We start from the raw sequence: 12,462 nt of genomic DNA on the forward strand, positions 1-12,462 counted from the left end.
TGTATTTCAGGACGAGACATGGCTAGCTTAAAAAATTAACTTAGAGAATACTAAATAGCCGGATCGGTAAATAATCCTGCCCGCTCAAAGTCCGCTGCTAAAGCAAAAAGCCTTGCTTCATCATTCATACGTCCAATAAATTGCATCCCAATCGGTAAGCCTTTATTGCTCATCCCTAAGGGAACAGACATCGCCGGTAATCCTGTGATATTACCCAATGTGGTAAAGGCCATTTTGCTTAATACAGGTGAGCTTAGCTTCTCAACCAAACTTGAGTTATAAATCCATTTGCCCAGATTAATTCCTTTTTCAATAACGCCACTTACGTTTAGCAGTAGTTCATCAATACGGCTAGGAGGGAGCACCCCGTGTTTGACGGCAGTAGTTGGCACTGTCGGGCACAAAATCATGTCATACTCTTCAAGAATAAGTCCGGTCTGATACTGTACGTCGTGCCAGCCTTGCTTGGCTTTAAGCAGATCTACCACGCTTAGTGAGCGCCCTATCATAGCCATATTTCGCGTCTGTGGCTCCAAATTCGCTACTTGCTGAGGTCCGTAGCGCAAAGATAAGTCTTCTACAAAATAGGCAGTATGAGCACAAACTACTGTGAAGAAATCTCGCCACATACGATCACTATCAATCTTTGGCGCAGCGTATTCTACTTTATGCCCCATATCTTCAAGCTGTTGCCCTGTTTTTTCTAATACAGCCAACACCTCTTTATCTACTTTAGCGCCCGGAAACAAGGGCTCTGCCATTAGAGCAATTTTTAATGGTTTACACGGAGTCTTTGTGGCCTGTAAAAACTGGCCTTTATTAGAGGCGTCGGTCACAAAAGGAGCACCCACCTCTCTACCAGCAGTAGCGTCTAGCATGGCAGCGCTGTCACGCACACTACGAGTAATCACATGATCTGCCACAGCTCCTTCCCAGCCCTCGGCATAGATAGGACCACTGGGATTACGACCTCGGCTGGGCTTTAACCCAAACACGCCGCACCAAGCAGAAGGGAAACGAATTGAGCCACCCCCATCGCCGCCACCCGCCATAGGCACAATACCAGCACTTACTGCGGCAGCACTGCCCCCAGATGAGCCACCGCTGCTATAGCCTTTTTTAAATGGGTTGTGAGTGGGACCAAAGGATTTGGGCTCTGTGGTAATAATTAGCCCAAACTCTGGAGTATTGGTTTTACCAAACGTGTTAACCCCAGTCGCTCGCATCCGTTTTACTATCTCGCTGTCTTGCTCCGGCACGATATGCACACTGCGACTGCCCATCTTGATAGGCTCATCAGCAAACAAGTAGTTTAAATCTTTTAGTAGATAGGGAACGCCGGTGAATATTCCCTGCGGTAAACCTTGCTGAGCAGCGTTAAATGCTCGCTCGTCAAAGCGGTGGATAATGGCGTTTAGCTTAGGATTTAAGCTATTGGCTTGATAGATGGCAGCTTCTAAGGCTTCCTTGGCACTGATATCGCCTGACTGGATAAGCTCTGCCAATCCGATGGCATCATATTGTGGATATTCTTTAAACATAGCCTTCCTTGCTCAGTTGTGTGGATTCATAAGTAGATAGCTTATATGAAAGCCAACAAAAAAGCCAAACCCGAAAGTTTGGCTTTTTGTTGGCTCGTGTTTAGCTACTGGGATTACATAGGGACTTCCATAAGTAAAACACGAGAGTCCTCTAAAGCTTCTACCTCAAAGCCTTTAGTATCGATGATCCCCATACCATCCCGAGTATCTAATACCTCATCTCCCACTTTAACCTTACCTTCGATGACAAAGGCATAAACCCCGTGCTGGTTGCCTTTTAGCTCATAGCTAGCACTCACCCCTTTATCAAGGTTGCCCATATGGAACCAGGCATCTTGGTGAATCCATACCCCGGCATCATCTGGGTTTGGCGATAAAATTTGGCCAAATTCATTAGGCTTCAACATATCTGCTATTTTTAACTGTTGATAACGAGGCTCTACCCCTTGTTTGTTTGGCATTACCCAAATTTGAAAGAATTTAACCGGTACATCCGCATTGCCATTCATTTCACTATGGGCAATCCCTGTTCCTGCTGACATCACCTGAATCTCGCCACTTTCAATGATACCATTGGTGCCAATAGTATCTTTGTGAGCTAACTTACCTGCCGTTGGAATTGAGATGATTTCCATATCACGGTGAGGGTGAGTACCGAAACCCATTCCCCCTTCTACATGGTCATCATTAATAACACGTAAGGCGCCAAATCCCATACGTTCAGGATTATAGTAGTTTGCAAAGCTAAAAGTGTGTTTACTTTTTAACCAACCATGGTCTGCGTTACCACGGGTATTGGCTTTATGTACGATAGTTTTCATAGGTAATCCTCATTTTTATAGCTGTATTTTATTCAATGAGGCTATTATATAATGAATATTATCTTAATCAACAACTTATACTATTAACTTAAGTTTAATTGTGTAAAGAGTTTAATACCTGTTAAAAGGAGTGTTAAGGGGCTATTAAATGATCGAGATAGTTGCCATAAAAAAAGGAGCCGAAGCCCCTTTTCTTAATAAATTATGCTTACTTTAAATTACTACATTAACAGTTCACGCTTACCACTTTTACCCATAGAGCTGACCAAACCCGCTTCTTCCATAGAGTCAACAATGCGGGCAGCGCGGTTGTAACCAATACTGAATTTACGCTGGATACTCGAAGCTGATACTTTTCGAGTCTCCATGACAAAAGCCACTGCTTCATCATAAAGCGCATCATCCTCTCCAGAGGTATTACCAGCACCACTGCTACTAGGGCTAGTTAAATCGAAGTTGCTTGCCATATTATCAATATAATCGGGAGCCCCTCGCTCACGCCAAGCATCACAAACTCGGTTAACCTCTTCGTCACTGACATAGGCACCATGCACACGGTCCGGTTCAATTTGACCTGGGCCTAAGAACAACATATCACCGTTACCCAGCATATCCTCAGCACCGCCTGCATCTAAGATAGTGCGAGAGTCCACTTTTGAGTTAACGCGTAAGGCAGCTCGAACTGGAATGTTGGCTTTAATCAAACCCGTGATCACATCTACCGATGGGCGCTGCGTGGCTAGCATTAAGTGAATACCAGCCGCACGAGACTTCTGTGCCAAACGAGTGATCAGCTCTTCCGCCTGCTTACCTACCTGCATAATCATATCAGCGAATTCGTCGGCTACGATGACAATCATCGGTAGGGTCTTAAGCTTAGGCGCTTTATCGATGCTAACACTATCATTAGGACGCCATAGGGGGTCTAACATCGGTCTACCTGCCTTTTCGGCAGCGATGACTTTTTTGTTAAACTCGCTTAACTTACGCACTTTGAGTAAGCTCATTAACTGATAACGGCGCTCCATTTCAGCCACACACCAAGCCAAGCTACTTGCAGCCTCATTCATATCGGTCACCACAGGGGTCAATAGGTGAGGAATATCATTGTAGTTGGCCAATTCAAGCTGCTTAGGGTCAATTAAAATTAAACGCAGCTCTGACGGTTTGTATTTCAGCAGCATAGATAACAGCATGGCGTTAACCAATACTGACTTACCTGAACCTGTGGTACCCGCTACAAGCATATGCGGCGCACGTGCTAGGTCAGTGATAATGGGCTTACCACCAATATCCTTACCCATGGCCATACTAATTTGTGCTTTGGGATTCTTGTAATCTTCGGTTTGCAGCAATTCAACCAAACGCACCATTTCACGTTTTTTATTAGGTACTTCAATACCAATGTAAGGCTTACCTGGGATAACCTCTACCACACGCAATGAAGCCATAGATAACGAGCGAGCCAAATCGCGTGAAATACCGGTCACCTTACTGGCTTTTACTCCAGGGGCTAAATCCACTTCAAACCGCGTGACCACAGGCCCAGGAATGGCGTTTACCACTTCTGCTTTTACGTTAAACTCTTGTAGTTTAATTTCAAGCAGCTCAGATAGTTGCTTTAGTTCAGCTTCGGTATAGCTTGGCTTACGATCTGGATCTGGCTTATCCAAAATAGACAGCTCTGGAATCGGTGATAAGCCTTCACGATACTTAGCGGTCTGCATTGCACGACTGCTAGAGGCAAATGCCGAATCATCGTGAATCTCAGGAAGGCTGACCTCGCTCTGCTCGTCTATTTCATCGTCACTATCAGGTACCATATCTTCGATGTGATTGCTCGCATCGCCCTCTGGGGTAGCAAAGCGTATGGTTGGCGTCACTCGAGTTGGGCCGTCCTCATTACTAGGCTCATGCGGCTTTTTTGGATTAGACGGTGGGGTGTTGGTCGGAGTTAAATCTATTTCCTCATCAAGCAGAGCTTCGTCGTCTTGGCTGCTCCACTCTTCCTGTCCTACCGGCTCATCCACAGCGTCAAAATCAGCTTGCTCAACATCCGCAGTATCAGTTGCTGTTAGTTCTGGTTGCTCTTCTACTTCTTCCGCTTCGGCTATAGTTACTGTCGTCTCTGACTGCTTTGGCTCAGAATCAGCGGCTATAGAATCTGCAAAGTCATCCTCTGCTTTTTCTACAAACATTGATTCACTTTCAATTGCCTCTTCAGTAGGGGTCTCATCAACTGTTTCGGTAGACTGTACTTCTAAGGTTTGTGTTTGTACTGCAGGAGAGGTTGAGGTTTCAGGGTTATTGGCCACAGCCTCTGGTAAAGCCTGCTCATCAAGCAGCTCATTAATCACCTCTTGATCATTCCACGCAAAGCTGGGTTCTTGCTTTTTCGCGCCCGCTGCAGTTATAGAGGGCTGCTGACCAGCTTGAGCTTTTTGCTGCCTTTCTGATTCAGCTTGCTCCTGCTGCGCCTCTTGCTCACGTAATGCCAAGATACTCTCAGTCAATCCTGAGTTAACTAAGAAATCATCCAATACATTGCTTAAGGCGGGATCCGATTTCTGAGTAGCTTCTGACTGCTGTGAGTGAGCATCAGCCTCCTGCTCATCAGAACTCTCGGGCAAGGATAACTTTAGCTGTTGAAATAAAGGCGATTCTGTCTGAGAGCCCTCGGTTTCATTCATTGCTTGTTGTGCAGCCAGCAATTCCTCTTCAGTTAAAGCCGGGCTGTCCTCAATAAGCTCTTCTTTCTCTGCAGAGTCTCGCTGTATACCACTACCAAGCCATGACAGACTAAAGATCTGTTTGAATACCCGCTTCCAATGAATATCAAAAGCAAAAGTAATGGTTATTAGACTAAAGGCCAGCAGAAATAGTGCTGCTCCATAGATGGTCAGCAGACTTGCTAAGCGCGTAGCAACTTCTGCTCCTAAAATACCGCCAAAACGGGCACCATTATCGGTGCTATAACCTAACAACTGTGGAGTGATAGCGGTAAGCCCACAGCTGGCCAATACCAAGAACACATAAGCTATGGCTCGTAAAGGACCAAACGCTTGTTCACGGCTCCACCAAAGACATATCGCTTCATAAGCCAAAAATGCCATTAACCACCAAGCTGGCCAGCCCAAGAAGGTATATAGCAAATCTGACAGCCAAGCGCCAACAGAGCCGCCCATATTACTCACCTGCCCCATGTCACTACTGATACGCGACCAGCTGGGATCATTGGGGGTGTAAGTAACCAAGATAACGAACAAGAATGCAGACAAGAGGACGGCAAGCAAGGTAAAAACGATTTTTTTAAGCGTGTAAAGATGATGTGCCGTTATCATTAATTTTTCCCAACATTTGAAACTTAACTATGGTGACAAGTAGACGTTCGTGGTTTGTGAATAGGTGCGATTTGGCAAAAATATTAGCCTAGCCTGTATAATCCACTATAATAGCAAATTGCATTGTATTTTCGAGCCTTGACTGGCTTATTTATCATATAAATAAACATGATAACTTAAACTCATTTGCTATTGTAAACAAATGCCCCCATTCTTATAAATACAGACGTCGATAAAAAGAGGCATTAACACAGTTATTTATGCCCTTATTCAACTGACACCCTCTGATAAAATATGCCAAAACATAAGGAAAAAACATGACACAAGACACCAATGCTGCTCGCCACGAAAAATTAATTATTTTAGGGTCAGGCCCTGCTGGATATTCAGCGGCAGTCTATGCAGCGCGAGCCAACTTAAAGCCAGTAATTATCTCTGGTATGCAAGTCGGCGGACAGCTTACAACAACGACAGAGGTTGATAACTGGCCAGGTGATGCTCATGGTTTAACTGGTCCAGATCTAATGGTCCGCATGAAAGAACACGCCGAACGCTTTGGCACTGAAATCGTCAATGATCACATAAATTCAGTAACTCTGACTGAGCGTCCCTTTAAGCTAGAAGGTAATGCCGGTACTTATACTTGTGATGCGCTAATCATCGCCACCGGTGCTTCTGCTCAGTATTTAGGTCTTGAATCAGAAACTAAATTTAAAGGCTTAGGGGTATCGGCTTGTGCAACTTGTGACGGTTTCTTCTACAAAAACCAAAAAGTTGCGGTTATCGGTGGCGGTAACACAGCCGTTGAAGAGGCTTTATACCTATCAAATATCGCTAAAGAAGTGATTTTAGTTCACCGCCGTGACAGCCTACGCTCTGAAAAAATATTGCAAGACAAGCTATTTGAAAAAGCCAAAAATGGCAACATCACCATTGAATGGAACCACCAAGTAAAAGAAGTGGTGGGTGATGATATGGGAGTCAACGGTTTGATCATCGATTCAACCCAAGACGGCAGCACTAAGCAGCTGGACGTTATGGGTGTGTTTGTGGCCATTGGTCATAAGCCAAATACGGATATGTTTGCTGGTCAATTAGACATGAAAGACGGCTACTTAATCGTTAACAGTGGTACTCAAGGCAATGCCACTCAAACCAGCATTGAAGGGGTATTTGCAGCTGGTGATGTGGCAGATCACGTCTATCGTCAAGCCATTACCTCAGCAGGTACCGGCTGTATGGCAGCGTTAGATGCTGAGAAATATCTTGACTCAGTTGGTGAGGCCAATGCCAAAGATCATACTTACGCCTCGACTTTAACTGCAGACGACCAAGCCTAAGCTGATAGCTGATAATTTATCTTCCATAAGGACTAATGAGTTAAGCTAAAATCATAGAAGTGCTGATCAGATATTGATTGGCACTTTTTTTACGTTAATAATAAATCGTAATCATTGCCAATGCGTATGCAATTGATATACTTAATAAATCGTGGCTCTATCGTGCTATCTTAGCGGATATAACTTACTAATTTACTTTTTTGATATGGGATAAACTTTGTGACTTCAGACCATCAAAGCGACTCAAACTTCCCTTCACAAAGTAGACAAGACTCACCTATTACCTCTGCTTTATTTGACTGTAACTACTTATTCCCAAAACCTGATGTGGCAGATCCTGAAGGTTTAGGGCTGGTGGCTATTGGTGCTGACTTATCGCCTGAAACGCTGCTATCCGCTTACTCACAAGGGCTTTTTCCTTGGTTTAATGAAGATGAGCCGATTGCTTGGTGGTCTCCTGAGCCGCGTTGCGTGCTTGATCCAACCTCTTTTACTCCTAGTAAGTCCTTAAAGCGCTTAGCCAAAGCCAGTTCCTGGCACTGGAGTGTTAACAGTGCCTTTGAAGAAGTTATTCATGCTTGTAGCCTTCCCCGTAGTTATGCTGAGGACACTTGGATTCATGAAGAGATGATACAAGCTTATACCGAGCTTCATAAGCTGGGTTATGCACACAGCTTTGAGATTTGGGAGGGTAAGAATTTGATTGGGGGCCTATATGGCTTAAAAATCGGTCAAATCTATTTTGGCGAGTCGATGTTTCATCGTCAAAGTAATGCCTCAAAAATTGCCTTCTGGGCATTAAATAATTTTTGCCAACATACGGACGTTGAGCTAATAGATTGTCAATTGCCCAATCCCCATTTGCAAAGCCTAGGTGCAGATATCATGCCAAGACAGCTTTTTTTAGCCAAGTTAAATGACTGGATATCCCACCCTAGCTTAGATTGGCAGTTATTTTCTGACACGCGATATTTAGTTAACCAGTTAGCGCAGACCACTGTGCCAACACTTAGCCAGACATCCAGCGCCTCTTCTGACCCCTTCTCTAGTACCACCCAACCTAACTGCAAGGATTAAGTAAAATGTATCCTTACGCAGACAACAGTGTCACCCGTGAAAATACAATACATCAAGAGAGTTTAGAGCATCCAATCCACTTTAATCTCTCTCCTCCAAGCCTGTGTAGTTACCTTCCCTACCAAGTATCTCAGCTGACTTTTTTGCTGCTAGAGCCGAATCAAAGTATCGATTCTGAGCTATATACTCAGCTAAGCACTCAAGGTTTTCGACGCAGTAGCAATGCTTTTTATCGACCAAATTGTCAAAACTGTGCTCAGTGTATCTCCAGTCGAGTGGTCGTGAAAGAGTTCCTGCCCTCTCGGCGCTATCGCAAAGTGCTCAATCGTAATAGTGAGGTAAGCGTTAAATTTGTTGCTGCTACCCAAGCCACGCAAGAACACTATGCTTTGTACCAAAAATACATCTCTGGACGTCATGCTGATGGAGATATGTACCCACCCAGCTTACATACTTTCGAGCAGTTTTTGGTAGACAGTCCAACAGATACTTTATTTATGGAGGTAAGAGAGCCCAATAATAAACTCATTGCAGTGGCCGTAACCGACCGATTAAGTGATGGATTATCCAGCATCTATACTTTTTTTAATCCCGACTCCAGTTATAACTCTCGCAGCCTTGGGGTATTTTGTATTCTAAAACAGATCGAGGCTGCTAAGAGCTTAGGCTTAGATTATGTGTATTTGGGCTTTTGGATTCCTACTGTCAAAAAGATGAGCTACAAAACTGATTACACTCCCATTGAGTTATTAATAAATAACCATTGGACTTATTTCTCACAAACACCAGATCATAATGAAGTATTGAGTTTAATTAATACCTCACCTGCAAAGTTTTTCTGATTACAAATTTTCTGATATAAATAAAACTTTGCTCGTTATTAGGCTGTCAGCTCATATTGCATAATTAACGCATCACAATTGGTCTCCTCTTCCCCCTCCTTTGAGGCGATAGAGTAATAGCCTTTGCGAACATGAATCACTTCAAAGCCCATTTTTTTATACAGAGCGATAGCAGCCACATTATCTTGCCTAACTTCTAACAAAATTCGTTCTAATTGTCTTTGAGGCATGACCTTGATTAAAGCTTGTAGCAAAGCAGCTGCCAACCCTCGACGTTGATAATCGGGATGAGTGCCTATTCGTAATACTTCCGCCACCTCAAATACGGTGCTGATAAGGCAATAAGCCACTATTTTCTCTTCAGACCTCTGGGATAAGTCAGTTTCTAATAAACCCCAACACTGATTAATATCTTGCTGTAGTAGCTCACTAATCTGTTGCTCACTCCAGTTGTCTAACTGCAACATTTGCTCAATTTCAGCGACTTGACGTAGTAAGTGCAGGTCAGAGTCTGCAGTGGTAATTTGGCAGAGATTAGGGATTTCAGAATATCTCATGGGGGCAAATCCTTTAAATACTTATGGCTAGAGGACAAACAAACGATTTTATAAAAGCATCAAAAAAGCCTTCAACCCTAGGTTGAAGGCTTTTGACTACTGAAAAACTATCTTAGCGTAAAGAAATTACAGCTTGCTAGTTAATTCTGGTAGTGCGTCAAACAAGTCTGCTTCTAAGAAGTAATCAGCAACTGTTGCGATTGGTGCTTCTGGATCGTTGTTGATAGCAACGATAACTTTAGAATCTTTCATACCTGCTAAATGCTGGATAGCACCAGAGATACCGGCTGCGATATATAAGCTTGGAGCAACGATTTTACCAGTTTGACCAACCTGCATATCGTTAGGAACATAACCTGCGTCAACTGCGGCACGTGAAGCACCGATAGCAGCGCCTAGCTTGTCTGCTAATGGCTCAATGTATTTAGTGAAGTTTTCACCGTTTGCTAATGCACGGCCACCAGATACAACGATTTCAGCAGAAGTTAGTTCAGGACGGTCAGACTTAGCCAACTCTTCGCCAACGAAGCTTGATTTACTAGCATCTTGAGCGTTGTCTAGCTCTTCGATAGAGGCTGATCCACCTTCCGCAGCTGCAGCATCAAATGCTGTAGCACGTACAGTAACTAATACTTTATCTTCAGAAGTTTTAACAGTGGCTAAGGCGTTACCGGCATAGATAGGACGCTCAAACGTGTTAGCATCGATAACTTGCATCACATCAGTGATCATGCTTACGTCTAATAAAGCGGCTACGCGTGGTAAGAAGTTCTTGCCATTAGAAGTTGCTGGAGCAACGATATGGCTATAATCGCCAGCAAGATCTTTAACCAATAAAGCTACGTTTTCTGCTAATTGATATTCGTATGCTGGGTTATCAACACAAATTACTTTGCTTACGCCTGCTACTTTAGCAGCTTGCTCAGCTACTGGCTTACAACCAGAACCCGCTACTAATACATGAACGTCGCCACCCATTTGATTTGCAGCGGTAACTGTGCTTAGAGTTGCCTTTTTTAGCTCGGCATTATCATGTTCTGCATATACTAAAATTGCCATGAGATTATTATCCTTTCAAATAATTATAGAAGATTGTGATTTGGTAACTGTTCTTTATCGCCTGCCCTATTAGCTCTAACTGACTCTAATTCATTTTATGACAGGCTGATAATCAACAAAACTAATCAAATTTATTAGAAGTTAAGTTCAAGAATTAAAGAACTTTTGCTTCATTTTTTAGTTTGTCAATTAGCTCATCCACTGAACCAACTTTAACACCTGCAGAACGCTCAGCTGGTGGAGTTACTTTCACAATTTCTTGCTTAGAAGCCATGTCTACACCGAAATCTGCTGGTGTTTTCTCATCTAGTGGCTTTTTCTTAGCTTTCATGATGTTTGGAAGTTTTGCATAACGTGGTTCGTTTAGACGTAAGTCAGTAGTGATTACTGCAGGCAATGGTAGCGCAACAGTCTGAAGACCACCGTCAATCTCACGAGTAACGTTTACTTTATCGCCTTCTACTTTAACTTCTGAAGCAAAAGTACCTTGGCCGATACCCATTAAGGCAGCAAGCATCTGACCGGTTTGGTTGTTGTCATCATCAATAGCTTGTTTACCAAGAAGAATAAGCTCGGTACCTTCTTGCTCAGCAATACCTTTAAGAATTTTAGCAACTTGTAGAGGGTATGCTTTGTCATCAGTCTGAACCAAAATACCACGGTCAGCACCTAGTGCTAGAGCGGCACGAATTTGTTCTTGAGCTTCTTTAGGGCCGATAGAAGCAACAATAACTTCATCTACCACGCCTGCTTCTTTCAGACGCACTGCTTCTTCAACAGCGATTTCACAAAATGGGTTGATAGACATTTTTGTGTTGCTTAGATCAACGCCAGAATTATCAGCTTTAACGCGAACTTTTACGTTATAGTCAATCACACGCTTAACAGCGACTAATGCTTTCATACGTTCCTCGTTTATTAATGTTATGAATAATTAAACTTACGATTTCAAACCCAGTGCAAAGTATATCTTATCTCGCACCGAAAAATTAATTCTTATACATCTTAGCCAATATAGGAGCCAATATATATAACAATTTGTAGGATTTAATTAACAGATTTAATTCCCTATTTAGGCCCGTTAATTCACCCCTAATCAGTTTTACTAAACCCAAGATAGTATTGAACAACCATTTTTTTGGTTTTAGCAGGATACAAATAAACATTTATTATCAAACGACTCTTATATTGCGTGACCAACCCCATTAGGTCAAGCCGTTGCCGTGAATAAAGGGTCATAAATTTTTTCAATATTTATTAATTTTAACCTAGAATTCTTTTTTTTCGTCTCTAGTAATGCCGATATTACCTGTTATTTTAGATTGTTTTAGGCCATCTAAGCATGAAATAATGAATTTTAGCCAAAAAAAAGACAACCAGTGGTTGTCTTTTTATAGCATTATCACCTTTTTAGGCGATTCATGCTTATTTGTAGGTCAAAGCCTACAATAAATTATTCAGCTGATTCGATTTGTTCAGCTTGTGGACCTTTTTGGCCTTGGCCTAATACGAAAGTAACTTTTTGACCTTCGGCTAGGGTTTTGAAACCGCTGCCTTGAATAGCACTGTAATGAGCAAATACGTCTTGACCACCATCGTCTTGTGCGATGAAACCAAAACCTTTAGCTTCGTTGAACCACTTAACAGTACCTTGTACACGTTCTGACATAACTTTTCCTAATATAAAATTGATTTAACTATAGTCATGATGCTTTTAACAGACTTGCTCTACTCTAGTGGGTAGATAACGAGCCAGTAGAAAACGTAAATCGAGTAGTATTGATTAGAATGTTGACTAATCATCACTCTAATAAATAGCCACTTAGGTTACATTTCTACGATTAAATGCAGTCATGTTTGAATCAGTAGCTGTGCTATTCATTC

The 12,462-nt window shown here is 42.7% G+C and carries 10 protein-coding genes; 3 read left to right on the top strand and 7 right to left on the bottom strand.

What is annotated here, in order from left to right; all coding sequences use genetic code 11:
- Nucleotides 1-50 precede the first annotated feature (50 nt).
- From B3S92_RS07885 to B3S92_RS07895, 3 genes are all read right to left on the bottom strand, one after another.
- A complete protein-coding gene (locus B3S92_RS07885; protein WP_296204641.1) occupies nucleotides 51-1,541 on the bottom strand; it encodes an amidase in 1,491 nt (496 codons plus the stop codon).
- A gap of 113 nt (nucleotides 1,542-1,654) precedes the next feature.
- Nucleotides 1,655-2,362, bottom strand: a complete 708-nt coding sequence (locus B3S92_RS07890; RefSeq protein WP_296204644.1) for a pirin family protein — start codon at nucleotides 2,360-2,362, stop codon at nucleotides 1,655-1,657.
- 221 nt (nucleotides 2,363-2,583) lie between these two features.
- The gene (locus B3S92_RS07895; protein WP_296204646.1) at nucleotides 2,584-5,703 is read right to left on the bottom strand and encodes a DNA translocase FtsK; all 3,120 of its coding nucleotides are present in this window, start codon (nucleotides 5,701-5,703) and stop codon (nucleotides 2,584-2,586) included.
- Nucleotides 5,704-6,020: 317 nt separating this feature from the next.
- On the opposite strand from B3S92_RS07895, the gene trxB reads away from it, so the two are divergent.
- From trxB to B3S92_RS07910, 3 genes are all read left to right on the top strand, one after another.
- Nucleotides 6,021-7,043 carry a thioredoxin-disulfide reductase gene (gene trxB / locus B3S92_RS07900; RefSeq protein WP_296204648.1) on the top strand — a complete coding sequence of 341 codons (1,023 nt, stop codon included), beginning with the start codon at nucleotides 6,021-6,023 and terminating at the stop codon, nucleotides 7,041-7,043.
- A gap of 279 nt (nucleotides 7,044-7,322) precedes the next feature.
- On the top strand, nucleotides 7,323-8,120 hold the full coding sequence (aat, locus tag B3S92_RS07905) for a leucyl/phenylalanyl-tRNA--protein transferase (RefSeq protein WP_296204725.1): 798 nt from the start codon (nucleotides 7,323-7,325) through the stop codon (nucleotides 8,118-8,120).
- Between the two features lie 5 nt (nucleotides 8,121-8,125).
- Nucleotides 8,126-8,962, top strand: a complete 837-nt coding sequence (locus B3S92_RS07910) for an arginyltransferase (RefSeq protein WP_296204650.1) — start codon at nucleotides 8,126-8,128, stop codon at nucleotides 8,960-8,962.
- Nucleotides 8,963-9,000: 38 nt separating this feature from the next.
- Here the strand turns inward: B3S92_RS07910 and rimI are convergent, their stop codons facing one another.
- The 4 genes from rimI to B3S92_RS07930 all read right to left on the bottom strand — a co-directional run bounded on the left by rimI (nucleotide 9,001) and on the right by B3S92_RS07930 (nucleotide 12,247).
- Complete coding sequence (gene rimI, locus B3S92_RS07915) at nucleotides 9,001-9,519, bottom strand: ribosomal protein S18-alanine N-acetyltransferase (RefSeq protein WP_296204652.1); 519 nt, start codon at nucleotides 9,517-9,519, stop codon at nucleotides 9,001-9,003.
- Nucleotides 9,520-9,645: 126 nt separating this feature from the next.
- A complete protein-coding gene (locus B3S92_RS07920) occupies nucleotides 9,646-10,578 on the bottom strand; it encodes an electron transfer flavoprotein subunit alpha/FixB family protein (protein WP_296204654.1) in 933 nt (310 codons plus the stop codon).
- Nucleotides 10,579-10,732: 154 nt separating this feature from the next.
- On the bottom strand, nucleotides 10,733-11,482 hold the full coding sequence (locus B3S92_RS07925) for an electron transfer flavoprotein subunit beta/FixA family protein (RefSeq protein ID WP_296204658.1): 750 nt from the start codon (nucleotides 11,480-11,482) through the stop codon (nucleotides 10,733-10,735).
- Between the two features lie 549 nt (nucleotides 11,483-12,031).
- Nucleotides 12,032-12,247 (bottom strand): cold-shock protein, encoded by a 216-nt coding sequence (locus tag B3S92_RS07930; RefSeq protein ID WP_007394029.1) that lies wholly within the window; start codon nucleotides 12,245-12,247, stop codon nucleotides 12,032-12,034.
- Nucleotides 12,248-12,462 lie beyond the last annotated feature (215 nt).

The organism is Psychrobacter sp. UBA3962 (assembly GCF_002385225.1).
Lineage (GTDB): Bacteria > Pseudomonadota > Gammaproteobacteria > Pseudomonadales > Moraxellaceae > Psychrobacter.

Coding starts and splice junctions, on each gene's coding strand:
- B3S92_RS07925 (WP_296204658.1), bottom strand. CDS start 11,482: ATGAAAGCATTAGTCGCTGTTAAGCGTGTGATTGACTATAACGTAAAA.
- rimI (WP_296204652.1), bottom strand. CDS start 9,519: ATGAGATATTCTGAAATCCCTAATCTCTGCCAAATTACCACTGCAGAC.
- trxB (WP_296204648.1), top strand. CDS start 6,021: ATGACACAAGACACCAATGCTGCTCGCCACGAAAAATTAATTATTTTA.
- B3S92_RS07885 (WP_296204641.1), bottom strand. CDS start 1,541: ATGTTTAAAGAATATCCACAATATGATGCCATCGGATTGGCAGAGCTT.
- B3S92_RS07930 (WP_007394029.1), bottom strand. CDS start 12,247: ATGTCAGAACGTGTACAAGGTACTGTTAAGTGGTTCAACGAAGCTAAA.
- B3S92_RS07910 (WP_296204650.1), top strand. CDS start 8,126: ATGTATCCTTACGCAGACAACAGTGTCACCCGTGAAAATACAATACAT.
- B3S92_RS07890 (WP_296204644.1), bottom strand. CDS start 2,362: ATGAAAACTATCGTACATAAAGCCAATACCCGTGGTAACGCAGACCAT.
- B3S92_RS07895 (WP_296204646.1), bottom strand. CDS start 5,703: ATGATAACGGCACATCATCTTTACACGCTTAAAAAAATCGTTTTTACC.
- B3S92_RS07920 (WP_296204654.1), bottom strand. CDS start 10,578: ATGGCAATTTTAGTATATGCAGAACATGATAATGCCGAGCTAAAAAAG.